This window comes from Hydrogenophaga sp. OTU3427 (assembly GCF_038440225.1).
Lineage (GTDB): Bacteria > Pseudomonadota > Gammaproteobacteria > Burkholderiales > Burkholderiaceae_C > Hydrogenophaga.
Genome location: NZ_JASATI010000002.1, coordinates 70,865 through 93,237, shown reverse-complemented (window position 1 = coordinate 93,237; position 22,373 = coordinate 70,865). Strand labels below are relative to the sequence as shown.

Below are 22,373 nucleotides of genomic sequence, written 5' to 3'. Positions count from 1 at the left end.
CGGATTGCCTCTAGCCATTCATCCGCACCGCGCGCCGCCATGACAACGTCCACCCTGCACCCCATCCCGGCCTTCAACGACAACTACATCTGGGCCTTGCAGGTGGGCACCCAGGCGCTGGTGGTGGACCCGGGCGAAGCCAGCGGCGTGCTGGACTATCTGCGGACACGCGGCCTGACGTTGGCCGCCATCCTGATCACCCACCACCACGCCGACCACACCGGCGGCGTGGCCGAGCTGCGCGCGGCGACCGGCGCCGCCGTCTATGGCCCAGTGGCCGAGCCCATGCCCGAGCCGCTGACCCGGCTGGACGAAGGTGACCAGGTGGAGGTGCTGGGCCTGCGCTTCGAGGTCATGCACGTGCCGGGCCACACCGCAGGCCACATCGCCTACCACTGCGCCGACATCGATGGCGCGCCCTTGCTGTTCTGTGGCGACACCCTGTTTTCGGGCGGCTGCGGACGCCTGTTCGAAGGCACGCCGGCGCAGATGCTGGACTCGCTGGACCGGCTGGCCGCCCTGCCCGCCCAGACCCGGGTCTGCTGCACCCACGAGTACACGCTGTCCAACCTGCGCTTCGCGCTGGCCGTGGAGCCCGATAATGCCGACTTGGCCAGTTACGCCGCGCACTGCACGGCCTTGCGGCAACGGAACCTTCCCACCCTGCCCAGCTCCATGGGGCAGGAACGCTTGATCAACCCTTTTTTGCGCAGCCGCCAACCCGGCATCACCGCCGCCATGCGCCAGCGTGCCGCCAACGCGGCGCTGGACGAGACCGGCGTGTTTGCCACGCTGCGCGAATGGAAAAACACCTTCTGATGTTCAAACCCTTTTCCTGGCTGGCCGTGACGCTGGCCCTTGCGCTGGCCGGCTGCGCCAGCGCCCCGCCCATGTCCAACCTGCCGGCCCAGCCGGCCGACGCGCCCATCGCCAGCGGCCCCCGCGCCGCGCCGCGCGCGCCCGTGCTGCCCTCGGGCCCCTTGACGGAGATCGCGGTCAAGCCCGGCACCCCGGCCCAGGAAGTGGCCACCCTGGCCGCCACCACCGACCTGTGGGAACGCATCCGGCGCGGCTTCGCCATGCCCGACCTGGACACCGACCTCGTGCGCGACCGCGAGCAGTGGTACGTGAGCCGGCCCGACTACATCCAGCGCATGACCGAGCGCTCCAGCAAGTACCTCTTCCACATCGTGGAAGAGCTGGAACGCCGCAACATGCCGTCCGAGCTGGCCCTGCTGCCCTTCATCGAAAGCGCCTTCAACCCCAACGCGGTGTCCAGCGCCCGCGCCGCGGGCATGTGGCAGTTCATGCCCGCCACCGGCGAATCCTTCGACCTCAAGCAGAACATGTTCCGCGATGACCGGCGCGACGTGCTGGCCTCGACCCGCGCCGCGCTGGACTACCTGCAGCAGCTCTACACCCGCTTTGGCGACTGGCACCTGGCGCTGGCGGCCTACAACTGGGGACAAGGCAACGTGAACCGCGCCATCACCCGCAACCAGCGCGAGGGCAAGCCCACCACCTACCTCGACCTGAACATGCCGACCGAGACACGCTATTACGTGCCCAAGCTGCAGGCGGTCAAGAACATCGTGGCCAACCCGGCGCGATTCAGTGCCGTGGTGCCGCCCATCGGCAACCACCCTTTCTTCGACTCGGTGCCCATCGAGCGCGACATCGACGTGGCCATGGTCGCCCGCCTGGCCCAGATCGACGAGGCCGACTTCCGGGCCCTGAACCCGTCGATGAACAAGCCGGTCATCATGTCCGCCGGCACACCCCACGTGCTGCTGCCCTGGGACAACGCCACCGTGTTCCAGACCAACCTGAGGGCCCACAAAGGCCCGCTGGCGAGCTGGACCGCCTGGACGGCACCCACCACCATGAGTCCGGCGTTGGCCGCTGAACGGCTGGGCATGGGCGAGGCCGAGCTTCGCCGCATCAACAACATCCCGCCGCGCATGCTGGTGCGCCAGGGCGCCACGCTGCTGGTGCACCGCAACGGCCGGCTGGACGCCGACGTGCCCGAACACGTGGCCGACAACGCCCAGCTCCTGCTGCAACCCGAGGTGGTGCTCAAGCGCACCATGGTGCAGGCTCGCAAGGGCGACAACGTCACGGCCCTGGCCAAGCGCTACGGGGTGAACGCCGGCAGCGTGGCCGAATGGAACCACATCAGCATCAACACGCCGCTGAAAAAAGGCCAGTCGCTGGCCCTGATGCTGCCGCAGCGCCAGGCCACGGCGGTCAGCGCCAAGGCCAAGGCCCCGGCCAAGACAGCCGCCGCGAAAACGGGCACCGCCAAGACGGCCGTGGCCAGCCGCAAGAAGGCCCCGGTGAAGGTCGCGGGCAACAAGGCCGCGACCACGCGCTGAGTACCGCCTCCTAGGCTTTGAACTTCTGCTTGGCCCGACGCGCGAATTCGTTGGTGTAGGTCTTGGACAGGTCGATGCGGTCCGGCCGGATGCGCTCATCGAAGCTGGCCAGTGAGCGCAGGGCCGTGGCGGGACCTGCCTCGGGCATCAGGCCGTCGAGCGCCAGCGCGTCGCGCACCCGGGTGAACGAGGCCAGGTAGAGGCCTCGGTCGCCCAGCATGTGGCTCTCGGGCACCGCCTTGATGATGTCCGACGGCCCGGCGGTCTGCAGCCACTTGAGGGCATGGACCACCGCGTTGGCCAGGGCCTGGCAGGTGATCGGGTGGCGCTCGACGAACTCGGTGGGCGCGTACAGGCAAGCCGCCGGCATGGGGCCACCGAACAGGTCCACCGCACCCTTGAGCGAGCGGGTGTCCGACACGATGCGGATTTCTCCGCGCTTCTCCAGCATGGTCATCACGGGGTCGATGTTGCTCATGGCGTCGATCTCGCCCGAGCGGAAGGCGGTGAGCGCGCCCTGGGCCGTGCCCACGCCCACAAAATGCACCTCGGACGGCTTGACCCCCGCACGCGCCAGCACCAGGTTGGCGATCATGTTGGTGGACGAACCGGGCGCCGATACACCGATGCGCCGGCCACGCAGGTCGGCCACGCTCTTGTAGTTCGGTATCGCCTTGGGCGACACGCCCATGGCGATCTGCGGGGCGCGGCCCTGCAGCACGAAGGCCTGGTAGGACAGGCCGTGGGCCTGCAGGTCGATGGTGTGTTCGTAGGCGCCCGAAACCACGTCCACCGTTCGGTCCAGCGAGGCCTTGAGCGCGCGCGAGCCACCGGGAAAGTCCTGGATGTCGACCTCCAGGCCCTCGTCGCGGAAATAGCCCAGCTGCTCGGCAATGGTCAGCGGCAGGTAGTAAAAACCGGCCTTGCCCCCCACGGCCAGGCTGACCCTGCCCTTTTCAGGCCGCCCCTCGGCCCGCACGGGCAGGCCAGCGCAGGCCGCCGCCGCCAGCGTGGCGTGCAGCATCCATTGGCGGCGGCTCGGGAAGGTCATGGGTTGGCAACATGGCTGTCAAACTGAGTCAAATGCTAAGGAAGATTGCCTGAAATGGCATCGGGGCGATTCCCGAGCGGGTAAATACCATGCGTGGATACCCTCCCGCGCGGGGTCCGGCGCCAGTGACTCAGCGGCGGTCGACCAGGGCGTGGGCGATGGTGCCCAGATCGACGTATTCGAGCTCACTGCCCACCGGCACGCCGCGCGCCAGCCGGGTGACCTGCACGCCCCGGCCCTTGAGCGCCTGGGCGATGACGTGGGCGGTGGCCTCGCCCTCGGCCGTGAAATTGGTGGCCAGGATCAGTTCGCGCACCGCGTCGGGTTCGGGCGCGGCCACACGGTCAAACAGCTTTTGCAGGCCGATGTCCTTGGGGCCGATGCCATCCAGCGGGCTGAGCTTGCCCATGAGCACGAAGTACAGGCCCTTGTAGGCCCCGGTGCGCTCCAGCGCGGCCTGGTCGGCCGGCGTTTCGACCACACACAGCTGGGCGCGGTCGCGCCGCGGGTCGGCGCAGGTGGCGCAGAGCACGTCTTCGGTGAAGGTGTGGCACAGCGAACAGTGCCGCACCTGCTGCGCTGCCTCCAACAAGGCCTGCGCCAGCTGCAGCGCGCCGTCGCGGTCGTGTTGCATCAGGTGGTAGGCCATGCGCTGAGCCGACTTCAGGCCCACGCCCGGCAGGCAGCGCAAGGCAGCGGTGAGCGCGTCGAGGGTGCTCACGCGGACAGTCGAACGGGCATCAGAACGGGAGCTTCATGCCGGGAGGAAGACCGGCGGTGAGCTTGCCCATCTTCTCTTGCGAGGTCTCCTCGGCCTTGCGCACGGCGGCGTTGAAGGCGGCGGCCACCAGGTCCTCGAGCATGTCCTTGTCGTCGGCCAGCAGGCTGGGGTCGATGGTGACGCGCTTGACGTCGTGTTTGCAGGTCATCAGCACCTTGACCAGCCCGGCGCCGGACTCGCCCGTGACCTCGATCAGCGCCAGTTCGTCCTGGGCCTTCTTGAGGTTGTCCTGCATGGCCTGGGCCTGCTTCATCAGGCCGGCGAGTTGTCCTTTGTTGAACATGGGAAATCCTTGGTTGAAATAAGAAAACTGTGGCGCGCGCCAGGTGGGCCGTGGCTCAGAGCGGGCGCACGCTGCCGGGCACGATTTTGCCGCCAAACTCGCGCATCATCTGCTGCACGAAGGGATCGTCGGCGATGGCGGCTTCGGCCTCCAGCTGCCGGGCTGCGGCCTGCGCCGCCAGCCGGCGTGCGGCCGAATCGCTCACGGGGCCGGTGCTCACCTGCAGCGTGACCGCGTGCCCGGCGGCGGCCAGCGCGGTCTGCAGGCGGTCGCGGGCCCCGGCCTGGTTCAGCGTTTCGCGGTCGACCCGCAACTGCCAGGTCCCGCCTTCGCGCCGCAGCAGCTGCGACTGCAGGGCCAATTCGCGCACCAGCGCGGCCACGAGTTCGCGCTTCACCAGGTCCATCACCGTGCCAAACCAGAAGTCGCCTTCGCTGGCGTCGGCCAGGGCGGTGTCTGGCCCCAGGGCGGGCAGTGCTGCGGGCATGGGTTCGGGCTCGCTCACCATGGGTGGCGCGGGCACGGGCACGGGTGCCGTCTCCGGCACCACCACGGGCGGTGGTGGCGGCGGCACGGTCACCGTGGGCGCAGCGGCCACCACCGGAACCGGCGGGGCGACCGGTGGCCGGTACACGGGCGCGGCCTGCTCCGGCTCAGGGGGTCGGATCAGGCTTTTTTTTTCCACGGCGGCCGGAGATGGCGCAGCCGCCACCTGGCGCACCGGCTGCTTGAAGGCCAGCAGGCGCAGCAACACCATGGTCAGCGCCGCGTATTCGTCGGGCGCCAGGCCCAGTTCGCCGCGGCCGTGCAGGCACAGGCTGTAGAGCAGTTGGGTCTCGTCGGCCGGCAGGGCCTGCGCCAGCCGCGCCACGGCTTGCGCCTCCGGATCGCTGCTGTCGGCCGTGCCCAGGCTGGGCACCGTCTGCGCCACCGCCATGCGCTGCAGCACGCCGGTCATTTCCTCCAGCGTGGACGCGGCACTGAGCCCGTTGAAACGCAGCGCGTCCACGGTCTGCACCACGGTCGCGCCATCGGCCCGCGCCAGCGCGTCGATCAGGGCAAACACATGGCTGCGGTCCACCGCGCCCAGCATCTGGCGCACCGTGGCCTCGGCCAGCTGACCACCGCCAAAGGCGATGGCCTGGTCGGTGAGCGACAGGGCATCGCGCATGGAGCCGCGTGCCGCCCGCGCGATCAGGCGCAGCGCCTGCGCCTCCGCGCTCACCTGTTCGGCCTGCAGCACCTGGGTCAGGTGCTCCAGCACGGTTTCGGGCGCCATGGGGCGCAGGTTGAACTGCAGGCAGCGGCTCAGCACCGTCACCGGCACCTTCTGCGGGTCGGTCGTGGCGAGCACGAACTTGAGGTACTCCGGCGGCTCCTCCAGCGTCTTCAGCATCGCGTTGAAGGCGGTGTTGGTGAGCATGTGCACTTCATCGATCATGAAGACCTTGAAGCGCCCCTGCACCGGCTTGTAGACCGCCTGCTCCAGCAGGGCCTGGACCTCGTCCACGCCCCGGTTCGAGGCCGCGTCCAGTTCGGTGTAATCGACGAAGCGGCCGCTGTCGATGTCGGTGCAGGCCTGGCACACGCCACAGGGCGTGGCGGTGATGCCGCCGCTGCCGTCGGGCCCGACACAGTTGAGCGACTTGGCGAGGATGCGCGAGACGGTGGTCTTGCCCACGCCCCGCGTGCCAGTGAACAGGTAGGCATGGTGCAGCCGCTGCGTGGTCAGGGCATTGCCCAGCGCCTGCACCACGTGCCCCTGCCCCACCATTTCGGCGAAGTTCTTGGGGCGGTACTTGCGGGCCAGGACGATGTAGGACATAGGCGGACGATTCTAGTGTGCCGCCCGAGGGGAAAGGGCCTTGATCGTCGCCTACAATACGCAGTGACGGGCCTTCCCGCATGGTGAAGCGGCCAACCGGGTCAGGTGGGGAACCAAGCAGCCCTAACTGTGGAGCCAGTGCCGGGGTCAAGGCTCGTCACCTTATTCATCACACCTCCGCCATCAACGGCGGAAACACCACCCGCTGCCGGGCTGGCAACTTCGCCATGCAGGCCGCGAACAAGGGGTGGCTCAGCCAGGCGGCCAGCCATGGCTTCAAGGCCGGCAGGTCCACCCGCTCCCACCAGGTGGGGTCCACCATCGCGAACTGGCGCACAAACGGAAACACCGCCAGGTCGGTGGCACAAGGTGCATCGCCCCCCAGAAAATCCGCCTCGCGCAGGCGCGCGTCCAGCGGGATCAGCAAGGTGGCGACGGCCTGCGCGCGGTGCCCCTCGCGGTCGGTGCCGCCGAAGCGCTCCGGGTACTTGTAGCGGTCCAGGTGGTGCTTGAAGTCGGCGTCGTTGGTGGCCAGCAGCTGCAGGTTCTGTGGGGTCTGGGCCCCCGCCCACCAGCCCAGCGCATCGTGCGCCGACCAGGCCCAGGCCATGATGTCCCAGCTCTGCTCAAGCACCTCGCCGGTGGGCAACACGAGCACCGGCACCGTGCCTTTGGGTGACAAGGCCAGCATCTCGGCCGGCTTGTCTCGGAGCACGATCTCACGGGCGTCGAAGGCCACGCCCGCCGCCAGCAGGGCCATGCGGGCCCGCATCGCGTAGGGGCAGCGGCGGTAGGTGTAGAGCAGGGGCCGCACGAAGCCGGCTCGCGCGTTCAGCCCTGGCTCACGTCGATGTAGTACAGGCCCCAGGGACACAGACCAAAACGCTCCTTCACCGGCTTGTCCTTGAAGGCCGGCAGCCGGTCGGCGTCGTACACCGCCCACTGCGGCCCCAGTCCGCCCAGGGCCATGGCTTGGCCGTCGATGTGGGTCGCCACCATCATCTGGTAGGCCTCGGCATCGGCCAGGCTGATGACCACGTTGTAACCGTCGACCGCACGCAGGCCCAGGCGCAGGCCGGGCGCCAGACGAACGCCCGCCGCACGCAGCACCGTGGTGAGCAGCGGGCCGCTGAGGGCATGGACCTTGTTGTCGTACTCCAGCGTGGGACGGATGGTCACGCGGGCCAGCCGCATCAGGGCCGGAGCATCGAAGGCAAACGCGGTGCTGAACTTGACACCGTGCTTGAACAGCATCTGATCGAGCTCCACGTCCAGGGGACCGCGGTTGCCCTTGCCCACCGGCCCGCCCACCGTCAGCAGCGCGGGGGACTGGGTGGCCGGGCGTTCGGCGGCCCAGGCCTGGCCCACGGGCAGGGCCGCCGCCGTGGATGCCAGGGCAAGAAAGTCGCGTTTCTTCATCAAACAGGCTCCAACGGCCAGGAACAGGTGACATGCACCGGGCCGCGTTCGGTGCATAAATATCAGTGTGCCTGTTTTCCGCCGCCTCCAGCGCTCAGAACGGATCGATTTTCAATCCTTGACGCTTGACCACGCTGGCCCAGGCCTCGACATCGGTCTTGAGAAACTGCCCCAGCTGCGCCGGGCTGCCGGGCGCGGGCTCCACCGCGTCGCGGCCCAGGCGCTCGCGCACCTCGGGCATGTCCAGCACGCGGGCCAGCGCCGCGTTGAGGTGGTCCACCACCGTCACCGGCGTGCCACGCGGCGCCACCAGGCCGAAGTAGTTGAGCACGTTGAAGCCCTTGAGGCCGGCCTCGGCCATGGTCGGCACCTGGGGCAAGGCGGGCGAGCGCCGCATGCCGGTCACGGCCAGGGCCTTGAGGCGGCCTTCGCGCAGGTACGGCGCCAGCGCCGGGATGGTGCCGGTCAGCATGTGGATTTCGCCAGCGATGGCGTCCACCGTGGCCGGCGCGATGCCCCGGTAGGGGATGTGGGTGATGAAGGTGCCGGTGCGCAGCTTGAACAGCTCCAGCACCAGGTGGTTGATGCCTCCCACGCCGGCAGAGCCGTAGTTGAGCGCGCCCGGCCGTGCCTTGGCATGGCGCACCAATTCCTGCACGGTGGACACCGGCAGCTTGTCGCTGACGGCCCACACCAGCGGCCCCTGCGCGATCATGCCCACGGGGACGAACTGGGTCAGGGCGTCGTAGCCGGCATTGGGCACGGCGGCCGCCACCGTGGTGAAGGGCGCGGCCGCCAGCAGCAAGGTGTGGCCGTCGGGCGCACTCTGGGCCACGGCCTGGGCACCGATGGCACCGGACGCGCCGGTGCGGTTTTCCACCAGCACCTGCTGGCCCAGCACCTCGGCCAGCTTGGCTGCCACCAGCCGCCCCACGGCGTCGGTGCCCGCGCCAGGCGCGAAGGGCACGACGAGGCGGATCGGGCGGTCGGGGAACGTGGCGGCCTGGCCTTGGGACCAGGCGCCGAGCGTGCCCACGGTGGCCAGGGTCTGCAGGGCCATGCGGCGGCGGGTCAAGGGGCGATGCGTCATGACGGTGTGTGCAAGTTTCGATGAAGGCGTGGCGCCGAGTTTATGAATCCGACGTGACAACCCCGTGACGGCGCCACCAGTCGGTCGCGCCCCGCCCGGCCACCCGGCCGCTGGCCAGGCAGGCGCTGAGCAGGTAGCCACCGGTGGGCGCCTCCCAGTCCAGCATTTCGCCGGCGCAGAACAGACCCGGCAGCTGCCGCGACATGAGGGCCTCGTCCAGCGCCTCCAGCCGCACGCCCCCGGCGCTGCTGATGGCCTCGTCCAGCGGCCGGGTCGCCGTCAGGGCGATGGGCAGGTGCTGGATGGCGGCGGCCAGACGCACCGGGTCGTGCAACACCTCGGGCGGCAGCAACTCGTGCAGCAGTGTGGTGTGCAGGCCGCCCAGTTTGAGCCGGCTTTTCAGGTGGCTGGACAACGAGCGTGATCCGCGCGGGTGCGCCACTTCGGCCAGCACGCGGGCGGCGTCCATGTCGGGCCGCAGGTTCAGGTACACCGTGGCCTGGCCGTCGCGGGCGATGGTGTCCCGGGCCAGTGCCGACAGGGCGTAGACCAGGCTGCCTTCGATGCCGGTGCGGGTCAGCACGAACTCGCCCTTGCGCGAGAAACGCTGCGCGCCATCATCCAGGCTCAGGGCCACCGACTTCAGCGGCTCGCCCGCATGACGCTCGGCCAGCAGGGCGCTCCAGCCGACACGGCCGTTGACGCTGACATCGAAGCCGCAGTTGGACGGCCGCAGCGGCGCCACATCCACCGCCTGCGCGCCCAGCCAGTCGACCCAGCGCCCGTCCGATCCCAGCTTGGCCCAGCTGCCACCGCCCAGGGCCAGCACCACGGCCGACGCCTCCACCTGCCGCGGGCCGTTGGGGGTGTCGAAACCCAGGCGCCAGCCGCCTTCGGGCGTGCGCGCGATCTCGCCGAGCCAGCGGTGGCGCATGTGGAACCGCACCGGCTCGCCGACCTCGGGGTGGCGCAGGCGGTGCAGCCAGGCGCGCAGCAGGGGCGCGGCCTTCATGTCGGTGGGAAACACCCGCTGCGAGCTGCCCACGAAGGTGTTTATGCCAAGGCCATGGGCCCAGGCGCGTATGCCGTCGGGCCCCAGTGCCGACAGCCAGGCGCGGCACTGGGGCGCGCGCTCGGCGTAACGCGACACAAAGGCGTCGAACGCTTCGGCGTGGGTGAGGTTGAGCCCGCCGATACCGGCGAGCAGGAACTTGCGGCCCACGGTGGGCATGGCGTCAAACAGCTGCACGGGCACGCCGGCGGCGCTCAGCACCTCGGCGGCCATCAGGCCGGCCGGGCCGCCGCCCACGATAGCGACAGCGGGCCTGAGGCCCAGGTTGGTGGTCATGAAAACAAATCCTTGCTTGAAGCTTGTGCCGGCCGGGCGCTCGCATCGGGCACGGGCAGCTCGATGCAGCGGCCGTCGGCCGTGAGAAAGGCGGTGCGGACCACGGCGCCGGGCCAGGCCAGCCGCACCGCTTCGGCATAACGCGCGAGCTGTTCGCGCAACCCGGCCTGTTGCTGCGGCTGGCTGGCCGATTTGTGGTCCAGCACCCACCACTGGCCGCTGGCGCGCTCGCGCACCAGGCGGTCCAGGCGCTGCAGTTGGCCTTGGGCGTCCAGCAGTTCGACCTCGTTGTCCCACCAGTCGATGTGCGCCGCGTCCCAGGCCCAGGCGCCCTCGCCCCGGGTGATGGCCTCGGCCATGGCCAGCGCTTGCCGCGCCTGCATTGGGTCGAGCTCGAATTCGCGCCCGACCGCCGACACATGGGCGGCGGTCCAGGCAAACGAGGCCACCGGCGTGGGCCGCCATTGCAGCAGGCGGTGCATGGCCTGGCCGATGCGGGCGCTCAGTGGGTTGCCGTCCGGCGGCGCATCGCCACGCGCCGGCGCGGTCCAGGTCAGCGCCGGCAGTTCGGGCAGGCTGAAATGCGCCTGCGCACCTGCCGGGTCGGAGGCCCCGTGGGGCGCGGCGACTGGCACCGCCTGCGCGACGGGCAACAGGCGCTTGAGCCAGCTCTGCCCGCTGTCGCCAAAGGCTTGGGTGGCCGACACCAGCAGGCGGCGTTCGGCGCGGGTCATGGCCACGTAAAGGGCGTTGAGCTCCTCCAGCGAACGGGCCGCCAGCTCGTTCTCCAGCAGGTCGGCGGCACAGGCCGGTGGCTGTTTCTCGCTCACCAGGAAGACAAAACGCCGGGGCGCGGCGGCCTCGCCCGGCCAGTCGACCAGCACGCCCATGGCCTGGGGTCGTGGCGGGCGGGCGTCGGTGTCGAGCAGCACCACGGTGTGGGCCTCCAGTCCCTTGGCGCCGTGCACGGTGAGCAGGCGCACGGCGTCGGGCGTGGCCACCACCGGCGCCTTCAGGCCCCCGGCCTTGAGCGCGCGCACCAGGCGGTAAGGCGTGAGGCAACGCCCGCCATCCACCGCCAGGGCCTGTGTCAGCAAGGCCTGGAGCTGGGCCAGCACCTGCGGGCGCAGCGCGGCGGGGGTGCTGCGCGCGTAGGCGGCCAGCACGTCGGCGTCGCGGTAGATGGCGGCCAGGGCGTCGTGGGGCGGCAGCTGCAGCACCGCGTCGCGGTAACGGCGCAGGCGCTCGGCGGTCAGCAAGATGCGCTCGGGCGGACGGCCCAGGTCGGCCACGGCCCACTGCTGCAGCGTGTCCCACCAATTGCGCCGCGGGCCGGCGGCGGCCTTCACCTGCTGGGCCAGCAGGGCGAGGTCGCTGTCGTCCCAGGCGAACAGGGGCGACTTGAGCGCACGCGCCAGGCTCAGGTCCTGGGTGGACGACACCAGCACGTCCAGCAGGGCCACCACGTCCTGCACGGGCGGCGCGTCGGCGAGGTCGCGTTTTTCGGGTTCTTCGCTGGGGATGCCGCGCTCGCGCAAGGCCTCGTGCAGCCAGCCCAGGCGCTCGCGCTTGCGCGCCAGCACCATCAGCTTGCCCGGCGACAGGCCGTCTTCGCGCAACACCTGCGCGATCCAGTCGGCCGCCTGCCGCGCCTCCTGCGCGCTCAGGCTGTCTTCGGGCAGGCGCTTGGGGCTGCTGAGGCTGTCGCGCCAGACCTCGCCATCGTCCTCGGACGGCGCAGCGCGCTCAGGGCGCGGCACCACGGGCAGCGCCAGCACGGAACCCACAGCCTGGCTGTCGGTGCTGTGCTCGCGGAAACCCGCGAACTCACCCGCCGCGCCGGCCGCACCCATCACGGTGTTGAGCGCGCCCACCACCGCCGGGGCGCAGCGCCGGGTGTGGTCGCAGCTGAGCAAGGCGCCGCCCAGACCCTGCACCACAAACTGCTGCGCGGCGCGGAACACCTGGGGCTCGGCGCGACGGAAGCGGTAGATGGATTGCTTGGGGTCGCCCACCAGGAACACGCTGGGCGCGTCGCCCGCCCCGGCGCCCGCGTAGGCCGACAGCCAGGCGTACAAGGCCTGCCACTGCAGCGGGTTGGTGTCCTGGAATTCGTCGATCAGCAGTTGGCGCACGCGTGCGTCCAGCCGCTGCTGCATCCAGGGCGCCAGGCTGTTGTCGGCCAGCAGGCGCAGCGCGGCGCGCTCGATGTCGTTCATGTCGACCCAGCCGCGTTCGCGCTTGAGCGCGGCATAGCTGGACAACAGGGCGCGCGACAAGGCCGCCATGCGGTGCTGGTGCCGCCAGGCGTCCTGCTGGGCCACGGCGGCGCGCAGGTGTTGCACCAGCGCCTGAGCGTCGCGCACGGTCTCGATGCCCGCGAGCTTGTCGCCAAACTTGCGCGGCTCGGCCTTCTGCGTCAGCAAGGCATCGCACACACCCGCGAAGTGACCCTGGGTCAGGGCCAGCTCCAATTCGCCGCCCTTGGCGGAAAAGGTCTTGGCGCTGGCTCGGCCCAGCGCCTGGGCCGCAGCCCACAACAGCGCGCGCTGCGGCCCCTCATGGGCGATGAGCTGGGTGGGGTCGTCCACACCGGCGAGCTCGGGAAACTGCTGCGCGGCGCTGCGCACCGAGGCCTCGACCACCCCCGCCGCATCCGCCAGTTCGAACTCCACCCGCTTGCTCAGCGCGGTCGCCAGGGCCTTGAGGGTCTGGCTGCGTCCGTGGGTGGCCACAGCAGCGTGGAAATGCGCCGACAGTTCGTCGTCACCACGCACGGCGCCAAAAAAACGCGGCCAGACCTGACGCACGGCCACGCTGTCGTCTTCCAGCAGTTCGTACTGCACCGGCAGGCGCAACTCGGCCAGCACCGCCAGCGGCGCGGCCCGCAACAAGGCGGCGAACCAGCTGTGGAAGGTGCGCACCTGCACCGAGCGCCCGCCGTCCAACAGCCCTTGCTGCAGCTGGCGCAGACGGGGCGCGGCCTCCAGGGCCTGTTCGGCCGCCATGCCGCGCATCACCAGCTGCGGCACCAGTGCGTCGTCGGTCAGCCCGGCGAACTGCTGCAACCATTCCTGCAGGCGCTGGCGCATTTCGCCAGCGGCCTTCTTGGTGAAGGTGATGGCCAGGATGTCCTGCGGCTCACAGCCTGCGAGCAGCGCCCTCAGGATGCGCGAGACCAGCATCCAGGTCTTGCCGGCGCCGGCGCAGGCTTCCACCGCCACGCTGCGCGCCGGGTCGCAGGCCACGCGGTAGAAGGCCGTGGCATCGCTGAGCGCGCCGTTGATGCGGTAGGCGGCCTGGACCGCGCCGGGTTCAGGTGTCGTGCTCATGTTTCGTCCAGAAATCCTTGCGGCACAGGCCGCGCGCGGCGCAGTACTCGCAAGCCTGGCCTTCGCCCAGGGCGGGCAAGGGGGCACCATCGGCCAGGCGGTCCATGTCGTGGGGCAGGCCTTCGAGCAGCGCATCGCGGGCGGCCAGGATGTCCTGCTGCTCCAGCCAGGCCACGCCGCCCTGGCCTTCGCCCAGGCTCAGGTAGGCGGCGCGCAGGGTGTCGTCGGGCAGCAGCGCGGCGTAGAAGGCCAGCTGGGTGTCCTCCAACGGCTGGCGCAGGCGCGCGTCGGTGGTGCTGCGCGATTCGGTCTTGTAGTCGATCACCACCGCGAGATCGCCTTCGGGGCTGCGCTGGCGGTCGATGCGGTCGAGCTGGCCCTTGATGCGCCATGAGCGCAGATCGGCCTCGCGGCTCACTTCGGCCTCGGCGAAACGCGGGCCGGCCTGGCCAGGGCGTTCCTCGAAGCCGTGCAGCCAGTCGAGGTAGCCGTCGCGCAAGGCCGGCCAGGCGGCGCGAAACGGCAGGAAGGCGGCGTTGTCCAGGCCCATGGCCTGGGCCACCTCACCGGCCAGGGGCTCCAGCGCGGCCAGGTCCTCGGCCAAGGCGCGTGGTTCGGGCCGGGCCTCGTGGAAGGCCTTGAGCACCCGGTGCAGCCAGTTGCCCAGGTCGCGTTTGCCGGGCTCGGTGTCGAGTTCGGACAGCTCGCCCAAGCCGAGCTGGCGCAGCGCGAAAAAACGGTAGGGGCAGTCGCGCAAGTCGCTGTAGGCGCTGGCGGACAGGCTGCGCGGCAGCAAGGCCGGCGCACTGGGCTGGGGGGGCCGCACCGGCTGCCAGTCCAGGCCACGCGCCACGCGCGGGTCCTGGGTCTCGGCGTCGGCATCACCCCCCTGCCCCAGCAAAACCTGCACCCAGGGGTTGGGCAGCACCGGCTCCTCGCCCTCATGCTGGCGCCACAACAGGTGCACCCGTGGCTGGGTGAGCATCTGCGACCAGGCGGCGCGCGCGGCCAGGCCCAGGGCCTCGCGCCCGGGCAGGCCCAGGCGCTCGCGCTGGGCGGGTGTCCACAGGCCGGGCGGCTCGGGCGCGGCGCTCAGGTGCACGTCGTCGCAACCGGCCGCCACCACCGCGGCCAGGGGACGGGCCAGCAGCTGCGCCATGGGCAGCACGATCACGGGCGCGTGGTCCGGAGAAGGCGGCACAAAGTTGGCGGCCTCCAGCACCTCGCGCAGCCAGGCGCTGAAGGCCGACAGCGACAGTTTGCGCTCGGCCAGCGCCAGCCACGCAGGCGGCTCGGCGCCGGGCTCCCGGACCAGCCACAGTGCACGCAGCAGCGCCCGGCCGGCCAGGTCGCCCTCCAGCACGGGCCAGACGGCCCAGTCGCGCAGGACCTGGGCCAGATCGGTCAGCCATTGCGCCAGCGGACGCGGTGCGCGCAAGGCCTCGAAGCCACTTTCCAGACCCGCCGGCAAGGTCTCGCGCAGCAGCGCGCTGCCACACACGGCGGTCCAGGTCGACACCTCGGCCTGGCGCCACTGGCGTTCCAGCGCATCGGCCACCGGTGCCGGCCAGCAGGGCATGTGCTTGAGCGCATCGACCACCTCGTCGGTGCTGGCCCGAGGCGAGCAGGCCCGCAGCACCGCCATCAGGCGGGCGGCGGCGTGGCTGGTGGACAGGCGCCAGCCGGTCTCGTCGCGCACCGGCACGCCCGCGCCCTGCAGCAGGGCATGAATGCGCCGGGTCAGCACACGGTCCTGAGCCACCAGGGCCACCGGTGTGTGGCCGGCGTTGAGTTCTGCCAGCACGCAGGCGGCGGCGCGCTGGGCTTCGTCCTGGGCGTCGCTGCACGGGTGCAGCACCGGGGGGGTATGCCTTTCGGCGTCCACCTGCAGCGGCAGCCGCAGCGCGGCGCCCCCCCAACGCGCCGCCAGCGCCTCGGCCAGCGGGTCGGTCTGTATGCCCTCCAGCACCACCATGGCATCCAGCGCCTGGCCCGGCAGGGCGTGTTGCCACAAGACGTCGGTGGCGAAGGCGCTGTGGCGCACCCACTCAATGGCCACCGCCTGCACCATGGCCTCCCAGGAGGCCGCGGCACCGGGAGCCAGCTGCGCCATGTCGTCGCGCAGTTGCTGGCCCCAGTCGCTGCGCTCGTGGGGCGGCACGGAGGCGGCCAGCGGCGCGAGCTGGGCCGCGGCCTCGAGCAGTTGCTCGATCAGCGCGGGGGCCAGGTCCACCGGCAGGCGCGCCACGCCGGACGGCTCCAGCAGCCGCGCGGCCAGCACGCGGTTGCGCGCCGGGTCCTGGCCAAAGTCGAGTTCACCCGGCTCGAAGGGCGCGAGTTGCTGGGCCCAGTTGCGGGTGGTCTCGAAGCGCGGCACCAGGCCGCCCACGCCCAACTGGCGCCAGGCCAGGCGGGCCTGCGCCATGACCTGGGCGTAGGGCACCAGGACCAGGGTGCGCGCCGGACTCGCGCCTTGGTTGAGCAGGTGCTGGTGCAGACGTTGGAGGCGTGTGGACCAGTGCAGGGCGATGGCGGAAGGGGGGGATTCGCCAACGGTCTGGCCAGGCGCAGGGGCACTCGGAGCCGTGGCCGTCATGAATGAATGCTTTCTGTCACAATGACGCCACTTTAACTGCTAGACACCTGCTCCCCAGAGGCAAAACCCATGGCCAGCGACCTGATCAAACACGTGACCGACGACAGCTTCCAGAACGATGTGCTCCAGGCCAGCGGCCCGGTGCTGGTGGACTTCTGGGCCGAATGGTGCGGCCCCTGCAAGATGATTGCACCCATCCTGGACGAAGTGGCCGGCAGCTACGACGGCAAGCTCAAGATCGCCAAGGTCAACGTGGACGACAACCGCGCCGTGCCGGCCCAGTTCGGCATCCGCGGCATCCCCACACTGATCCTGTTCAAGGACGGCCAACCGGCCGCCACCAAGGTCGGCGCGCTGAGCAAGGCCCAGTTGACCGCCTTCATCGACCAGCAGCTCGCCTGAGCCCTGCCTGAGTTCCCCGCCCGGCCACGGCTGCCGGGCGTGTTTTTCCTGTCATAATTTGGTCATCGCTGGACAGAGCGCCATCACACAGACGCCTCCAGTCGCCGCGCCGTGAGTCGGGTTCCCCCGGTCCCTCACACCACTCCCCCAGAATTTCCTGAACTCCACCTCGGAGTCGACCCCATGCATCTGAACGAACTCAAGGCACTGCACGTGTCTGAAGTGCTCAAGCAGGCCGAAGCGCTCGAAATCGAGAACACCGGCCGCATGCGCAAGCAAGAGCTGATGTTTGCCATCATCAAGAAGCGCGCCAAGACCGGCGAGCAGGTGTTTGCCGACGGCGTGCTGGAAGTGCTGCCTGACGGTTTCGGTTTCCTGCGGGCGATGGACACCAGCTTCACCGCCAGCACCGACGACATCTACATCTCGCCCAGCCAGATCCGCCGCTTCAACCTGCACACCGGCGACATGATCGAGGGCGAGGTCCGCATCCCCAAGGATGGCGAACGCTACTTCGCGCTGAACAAGCTGGACGCCATCAACGGCCTGTCGCCCGAACACAACAAGCACAAGGTGATGTTCGAGAACCTCACGCCGCTGTTCCCCAAGGAGCAGATGAAGCTGGAGCGCGACATCAAGACCGAGGAGAACATCACGGGGCGCGTGATCGACATCATCGCCCCCATCGGCAAAGGCCAGCGCGCCCTGCTGGTGGCGCCACCCAAGAGCGGCAAGACGGTGATGATGCAGCACATGGCGCACGCCATCGCCGCCAACCACCCCGAGGTCACGCTGATGGTGCTGCTGGTCGACGAGCGCCCCGAGGAAGTGACCGAGATGCAGCGCACCGTCAAGGGCGACGTGATCGCGTCCACCTTCGACGAACCCGCCGCCCGCCACGTGCATGTGGCCGAGATGGTGATCGAGCGCGCCAAGCGCCTGGTCGAACTCAAGAAGGACGTCGTCATCCTGCTCGACTCCATCACCCGCCTGGCCCGCGCCTACAACAACGTGCTGCCCTCCTCCGGCAAGGTGCTGACCGGTGGTGTCGACGCCAACGCGCTGCAGCGCCCCAAGCGCTTCTTTGGCGCCGCGCGCAACGTGGAAGAAGGCGGCTCGCTGACCATCATCGCCACCGCGCTGGTCGACACCGGCAGCCGCATGGACGAAGTGATCTTCGAAGAATTCAAGGGCACCGGCAACTCGGAAGTCCACCTGGACCGCCGCCTGTACGAAAAGCGCGTCTTCCCCTCCATCCAGCTCAACCGCAGCGGCACACGCCGCGAGGAGCTGCTGCTGCAGCCGGAAATCCTGCAGAAGACCCGCATCCTGCGCCAGTTCATGTACAACATGGACGAGATCGAGGCCATGGAAATGGTCTTGAAGAGCATGAAGCAGACCAAGAACAACTCCGAATTCTTCGAAATGATGCGCCGGGGCGGCTGAACCGCCCGCCCCACGCTCCACCGCTGTGCGGGCCGCGGCCCCCAAGGGGCGCGGCCTTGCTTGGGGCGGCCCGGCTGGCGCACAAAAACAGCATATAATCCAAGGCTTTGCTTAGCGGCAAGTACGGCGAAAACGGGTTTTGCCGCGGCTGTCGCACCTGAACTGAAAGATACGCATGAAAGACGGCATCCACCCCAACTACCGCGAAGTCTGCTTCGTTGACCTGTCCAACGGCTTCAAATTCGTGACGCGCTCGTGCGCCAACACGAAAGAGATGATCAAGATGGAAGACGGCCGCGAGCTGCCGCTGTACAAGCTGGACACCTCCAGCGAGTCGCACCCCTTCTACACCGGCACGCAAAAGAGCGTGGACACCATGGGTGGCCGCGTCGAGAAGTTCCGCAACCGCTTCGCCCGCACCGGCGCAGCCAAGTAATTCCAGACCCGCAAGGGCCTGTCCAGAAGAAGCCGGATTCGTCCGGCTTTTTTTGTGCCTGCCCGCACCGAGCCCGCCCATGCACAACGGTATATTGCGTCCGTGAACCGCCCAACGCCCGCCATCGTCGCCCAGTCGGCCGTGCGCCGCCTGCCCCGCCTGGCCCTGCTGCTGTTCTGCCTGGCCTACGTGCTGCCGGGCTTCTTCGGGCGTGAGCCCTGGAAGAACGAAGACGTCGCCACCTTCGGTGTGATGCTGGGCATGGCGCAGGGGCAGATGTCGTGGTGGACACCCGAGGTGTTGGGTCTGCCACTCGAAACCCCCGCCCTGCTGCCCTACTGGCTGGGCGCTTGGGCCATCCAGGTCCTGCCTTTCCTTTCGGTGGAAACGGCGGTGCGCGTGCCCTACGTGCTGCTGCTGGTGCTGACCCTCACCGCCAACTGGTACGCCGCCTACCAACTCGCGCGCCTGCCGCAGGCGCAGCCGGTGTCCTTCGCCTTTGGTGGCGAGGCGCGCCCGCTCGACTACGCCCGCACCCTGGCCGATGCCGCGCTGCTGGCGCTGATCGCCAGCCTCGGCCTGGCCCAGCTGTCGCACGAAACCACGCCGGCCCTGGTGGCCCTGGCCTGCGCGGCCCTGCTGGCCCATGCGGTGGCCCGCCTGGCCGCCGGCCAGCCGAGGGAACACCTGAGCGCCGCCGTGCAATGGGTGCTGGCGGTCTGGGGAATGGCCTTCAGCGGGGCGCCGCTGCTCACCGCGGCGCTGGGCCTGGGCGCGGCCGCGCTGCTGCTGTGGCTGCCCCGTGAGGATTCGGCAGGCACCGGCGACGAGCTGGCCGCCACGCCGCGCTTGCTGCTGGCGGCGCTCGCGCTGTGCACCGCCGTGGCCGCCGCCGTGGGCCTGGTGGTCACCCAGGTCGATCCCTTCGGCCGCTATTGGAACCCGCCCGACCAGTGGAGCGACTGGACCAGCCTGGCGCAGATGCTGCTCTGGTACACGTGGCCGGCCTGGCCACTGGCCCTGTGGACGCTGTGGCGCTGGCGCCGCCAATTGCGCAGCCCCCACGTGGCGCTGCCGCTGTGGTCGGTGCTCGCGGCCGTGGTCGCCAGCGGGCTGCAGGGCGGCAACGAGCGCGCCCTGCTGATCGCCCTGCCGGGCCTGGCCAGCCTGGCCGCCTTTGCCCTGCCCACCTTGCGCCGCAGCGTGTCGGCCTTGATCGACTGGTTCGCCCTGCTCTTTTTCAGCGGCTGTGGCCTGGCGATCTGGGTGATCTGGTTCGCCATGACCACCGGCACGCCGGCCAAGCCCGCCGCCAACGTGGCCCGCCTGGCGCCCGGCTTCGAACCCACTTTGTCATGGCTGTTGCTGCTGCCGGCGCTGGCCGCCACGGCGGCCTGGATCTGGCTGGTGGCCTGGCGGGCCGGCAAGCACCGCTCGGCCCTGTGGAAAAGCCTGGTACTGCCGGCGGCCGGCAGCACGCTGTGCTGGCTGCTGTTGACCAGCCTGTGGCTGCCCCTGCTTGACCATGGCCGCAGCTACGGCCCCATGGCCCGGCGCATGGCGCAGCTGTTGAAGGACGACACCGCCTGCGTGCTGGTGCACGGCCTCAGCCAGGCACAGATTGTGGCCCTGCAGCACCAGGGCGGGCTGAGCCTGCGGCGCCTGGACACGGCCGGCGAAGCCTGCGCCGTGCTGGTGGTCTCGCCCAACGCCCTGCGGGGCCTGAGCCAGCACCTGGACCTGGCCCATTGGGGCTTCGAGGCCACCGTGCCGCGCCTGAACGACCGCCGGGAAACGCTGCTGATCTACCGCCGGCGCTGAGCGGCTTCCAGCGGCGCGGCCAGCACCTTCGCCTCGGCCTCGCTGTAGCCCAGTTCCGACAGCAGTTCCTGGTTGTGCTCGCCCAGGCGGGGCGGGTCCAGCCGGATGCCGGGACGCCGACCGTCCAGCGTCAGCGGCAACAACACGGCCCTGGTGGAGCGACCGTCGGGCAAGGTGATGGGGGCCAGGCCACCGGTGGCATTGAGGTGTGGATCATCGAACAAAGCCTGCGGTTGCGTGATGGGCGCGAACGGCAAGGCATGGGCCTCGAACACCGCTGCCAGCTCGGCCGCGCTGCGGTCGGCCAGGCGTTGGCGCAGCTCGGGCAACATCCAGTCGCGCGCCCGCACGCGGTCGTTGTTGCTGCGCAGGCGCTCGTCGGCCAGCAGATCGGCAAAGCCGAACGCGTCGCAAAAGGTCTTCCAGGCGCTGTCGCTGACCACGGCCAGAAAGATCTGCTCGCCATCGCGCACCTGGAAGACGTCGTACACCGCCCAGGCCGAGATGCGCGCCGGCATGGGCGCGGCGGCCTGCCCGGTCACCGCGAACTGCATCATGTGCTGGGCCACCAGGAAGACGTTGTTCTCAAACAAAGCGCTTTGCACCTCCTGGCCCAGGCCGGTCTTTTCCCGCTGGGCCAGCGCCGCCATGGCGCCCATGGCCCCGAACATGCCACCCATGATGTCGTTCACGCTGGCGCCGGCGCGCAGCGGGTCGCCGGGGCGCCCGGTCATGTAGGCCAGGCCACCCATCATCTGCACCACCTCGTCGAGGGCGGTGCGGTGCTCGTAGGGGCCGGGCAGGAAGCCCTTGTGGCTGACGTAGATCAGCCGCGGATTGAGCCGCTTGAGCGTGTCGTAGTCCAGCCCCAGCTTCTTCATGGTGCCGGGCTTGAAGTTCTCGCTCACGATGTCGGCGGTGGCGATCAGGCGCAGCACCGCTTCCCTGCCCTCGGGCGTCAACAGGTCCAGCGCCAGGCTCTTCTTGTTGCGGTTGAACATGGGGAAGAAGCCAGCACCCGAGCCGATCAGCTGGCGCGTGGCATCGCCCTCGCGGCCATGGCCCACGGGCTCGACCTTGATGACTTCGGCGCCCAGATCGGCCAGGGTCATGCCGCAGGTGGGACCCATGACCATATGGGTGAATTCGATGACGCGAATGCCCGCATAGGGCAACGCTTGGGGAGCATCAGACACGAGGGTTTCCTTGTACAAATCCTTTGGGCAGGCCGGCCTCGGCGGTCATCCCGTAGATGGGCTCACCGGGCAAGCCGGCCGCCAGGGGCTGGCGCGCGGCCAGCAGGCGCGTGATGTCAATGCCGGTGGACACGCCCATGGCCTCGAACATGAAGACAAGGTCCTCGGTGACCACGTTGCCCGAGGCACCGGGGGCATAGGGGCAGCCGCCCAGCCCGCCCAGCGAGGCATCGAAGGTGCGCACCCCCACGTCAAACGCCGCCAGACAGTTGGCCAGGCCCAAGCCGCGCGTGTTGTGCATGTGGGCGGCGCCGGCGTGGCCGCCAATGGCGGCCCGCAGGCGGATGAACAGACGCCGCACCTGGGCCGGGTTGGCCATGCCGGTGGTGTCGGACAGACCCACCTCGTCCACGCCGGCGCGCACGCAGGCCTCGGCCAGGCGGATGACATCGTCCTCGGCCACCGCGCCCTGCAGGGTGCAGCCAAAGGCGGTGGACAGGCCCACCTCCAGCCGCACCCGTGGCGCGGCCTCCGCGCGCAGGCGCGCGATGGCGGCCACCTCGTCGACCATGGCCTCGCGGGTCTTGCGCACATTGGCCAGCGAATGGGCCTCGCTGGCCGACAGGGGCACGGTGAGCTTGTGCACGCCGGCCCGCAGCGCGGCCTGGGCGCCGCGCTGGTTGGGCACGAGAGCCATCACGGTCAGGCCACCGTGCCCACGGGCGTGGCGAACCACCTCGGCGGTGTCGGCCAGTTGGGGCAGCAGGTGGGCCGGCACGAAGGAGCCGACCTCGATCTCCCGCAGGCCGGCCGCCGCCAGGGCGTCTATCCAGCGCAGCTTGTCGGCCGTGGGCATGGTGGCGGCCACCGACTGCAGGCCGTCGCGCGGACCGACTTCGCTGATCAGCACATCGGCCAGCGCAGGCACCGCCGGGTGTTCCTCGGGTTTACCAGCATTCATGGTTTCAGGGT

Annotated in this window: 18 protein-coding genes and 1 other RNA gene; 7 read left to right on the top strand and 12 right to left on the bottom strand. The window is 69.9% G+C overall.

The window, feature by feature from the left end; all coding sequences use genetic code 11:
• Positions 1-39 precede the first annotated feature (39 nt).
• Positions 40-819: a hydroxyacylglutathione hydrolase gene (gene gloB / locus AAHB17_RS01595; protein ID WP_342128673.1), complete on the top strand. Its 780-nt coding sequence runs from the start codon at positions 40-42 to the stop codon at positions 817-819.
• Positions 819-2,375 (top strand): transglycosylase SLT domain-containing protein, encoded by a 1,557-nt coding sequence (locus AAHB17_RS01590; protein ID WP_342128672.1) that lies wholly within the window; start codon positions 819-821, stop codon positions 2,373-2,375. Before gloB ends, AAHB17_RS01590 begins: the two co-directional genes overlap by 1 nt.
• A 10-nt stretch (positions 2,376-2,385) precedes the next feature.
• Here AAHB17_RS01590 and AAHB17_RS01585 read toward each other — a convergent pair whose 3' ends face one another.
• The 4 genes from AAHB17_RS01585 to dnaX all read right to left on the bottom strand — a co-directional run bounded on the left by AAHB17_RS01585 (position 2,386) and on the right by dnaX (position 6,315).
• Complete coding sequence (locus AAHB17_RS01585) at positions 2,386-3,426, bottom strand: ABC transporter substrate-binding protein (protein WP_342128671.1); 1,041 nt, start codon at positions 3,424-3,426, stop codon at positions 2,386-2,388.
• A gap of 130 nt (positions 3,427-3,556) precedes the next feature.
• Positions 3,557-4,147, bottom strand: coding sequence for a recombination mediator RecR (gene recR, locus AAHB17_RS01580; protein WP_342128670.1), 591 nt, complete (start codon positions 4,145-4,147; stop codon positions 3,557-3,559).
• Between the two features lie 19 nt (positions 4,148-4,166).
• On the bottom strand, positions 4,167-4,490 hold the full coding sequence (locus AAHB17_RS01575; protein WP_342128669.1) for a YbaB/EbfC family nucleoid-associated protein: 324 nt from the start codon (positions 4,488-4,490) through the stop codon (positions 4,167-4,169).
• Between the two features lie 55 nt (positions 4,491-4,545).
• Positions 4,546-6,315: a DNA polymerase III subunit gamma/tau gene (gene dnaX, locus AAHB17_RS01570; RefSeq protein WP_342128668.1), complete on the bottom strand. Its 1,770-nt coding sequence runs from the start codon at positions 6,313-6,315 to the stop codon at positions 4,546-4,548.
• Between the two features lie 65 nt (positions 6,316-6,380).
• Here dnaX and ffs point away from each other — a divergent pair.
• Positions 6,381-6,477: signal recognition particle sRNA small type (ffs, locus tag AAHB17_RS01565), an RNA gene on the top strand.
• 7 nt (positions 6,478-6,484) lie between these two features.
• On the opposite strand, the gene AAHB17_RS01560 is transcribed toward ffs, so the two are convergent.
• The 6 genes from AAHB17_RS01560 to AAHB17_RS01535 form a co-directional block, all read right to left on the bottom strand.
• Positions 6,485-7,129 carry a glutathione S-transferase gene (locus AAHB17_RS01560; protein ID WP_342128667.1) on the bottom strand — a complete coding sequence of 215 codons (645 nt, stop codon included), beginning with the start codon at positions 7,127-7,129 and terminating at the stop codon, positions 6,485-6,487.
• A 17-nt stretch (positions 7,130-7,146) separates the two neighbouring features.
• Positions 7,147-7,734 (bottom strand): molybdopterin-dependent oxidoreductase, encoded by a 588-nt coding sequence (locus AAHB17_RS01555; protein ID WP_342128666.1) that lies wholly within the window; start codon positions 7,732-7,734, stop codon positions 7,147-7,149.
• A gap of 94 nt (positions 7,735-7,828) precedes the next feature.
• Entirely contained in the window at positions 7,829-8,809 is a 981-nt protein-coding gene (locus AAHB17_RS01550; RefSeq protein WP_342128665.1) for a tripartite tricarboxylate transporter substrate binding protein, read from the bottom strand.
• A gap of 55 nt (positions 8,810-8,864) precedes the next feature.
• Positions 8,865-10,172, bottom strand: a complete 1,308-nt coding sequence (locus AAHB17_RS01545; protein ID WP_342128664.1) for an NAD(P)/FAD-dependent oxidoreductase — start codon at positions 10,170-10,172, stop codon at positions 8,865-8,867.
• A complete protein-coding gene (locus AAHB17_RS01540) occupies positions 10,169-13,504 on the bottom strand; it encodes a UvrD-helicase domain-containing protein (protein WP_342128663.1) in 3,336 nt (1,111 codons plus the stop codon). The genes AAHB17_RS01545 and AAHB17_RS01540 overlap by 4 nt, the downstream gene beginning before the upstream one ends.
• Positions 13,488-16,100 (bottom strand): PD-(D/E)XK nuclease family protein, encoded by a 2,613-nt coding sequence (locus AAHB17_RS01535; protein ID WP_342128662.1) that lies wholly within the window; start codon positions 16,098-16,100, stop codon positions 13,488-13,490. The genes AAHB17_RS01540 and AAHB17_RS01535 overlap by 17 nt, the downstream gene beginning before the upstream one ends.
• Before the next feature lie 69 nt (positions 16,101-16,169).
• On the opposite strand from AAHB17_RS01535, the gene trxA reads away from it, so the two are divergent.
• The 4 genes from trxA to AAHB17_RS01515 all read left to right on the top strand — a co-directional run bounded on the left by trxA (position 16,170) and on the right by AAHB17_RS01515 (position 20,205).
• Positions 16,170-16,502 (top strand): thioredoxin TrxA, encoded by a 333-nt coding sequence (gene trxA / locus AAHB17_RS01530; RefSeq protein WP_342128661.1) that lies wholly within the window; start codon positions 16,170-16,172, stop codon positions 16,500-16,502.
• A gap of 183 nt (positions 16,503-16,685) precedes the next feature.
• On the top strand, positions 16,686-17,948 hold the full coding sequence (rho, locus tag AAHB17_RS01525; protein WP_342128659.1) for a transcription termination factor Rho: 1,263 nt from the start codon (positions 16,686-16,688) through the stop codon (positions 17,946-17,948).
• A 175-nt stretch (positions 17,949-18,123) separates the two neighbouring features.
• Entirely contained in the window at positions 18,124-18,384 is a 261-nt protein-coding gene (locus tag AAHB17_RS01520) for a type B 50S ribosomal protein L31 (RefSeq protein ID WP_342128658.1), read from the top strand.
• 102 nt (positions 18,385-18,486) lie between these two features.
• Positions 18,487-20,205: a hypothetical protein gene (locus AAHB17_RS01515; RefSeq protein WP_342128657.1), complete on the top strand. Its 1,719-nt coding sequence runs from the start codon at positions 18,487-18,489 to the stop codon at positions 20,203-20,205.
• Here AAHB17_RS01515 and AAHB17_RS01510 read toward each other — a convergent pair.
• Together AAHB17_RS01510 and AAHB17_RS01505 are read right to left on the bottom strand one after the other, a co-directional pair.
• The gene (locus tag AAHB17_RS01510; RefSeq protein WP_446719544.1) at positions 20,190-21,401 is read right to left on the bottom strand and encodes a CaiB/BaiF CoA transferase family protein; all 1,212 of its coding nucleotides are present in this window, start codon (positions 21,399-21,401) and stop codon (positions 20,190-20,192) included. The genes AAHB17_RS01515 and AAHB17_RS01510 overlap by 16 nt on opposite strands.
• Positions 21,394-22,362, bottom strand: coding sequence for a hydroxymethylglutaryl-CoA lyase (locus AAHB17_RS01505; protein ID WP_342128656.1), 969 nt, complete (start codon positions 22,360-22,362; stop codon positions 21,394-21,396). Before AAHB17_RS01505 ends, AAHB17_RS01510 begins: the two co-directional genes overlap by 8 nt.
• Positions 22,363-22,373: the final 11 nt, after the last annotated feature.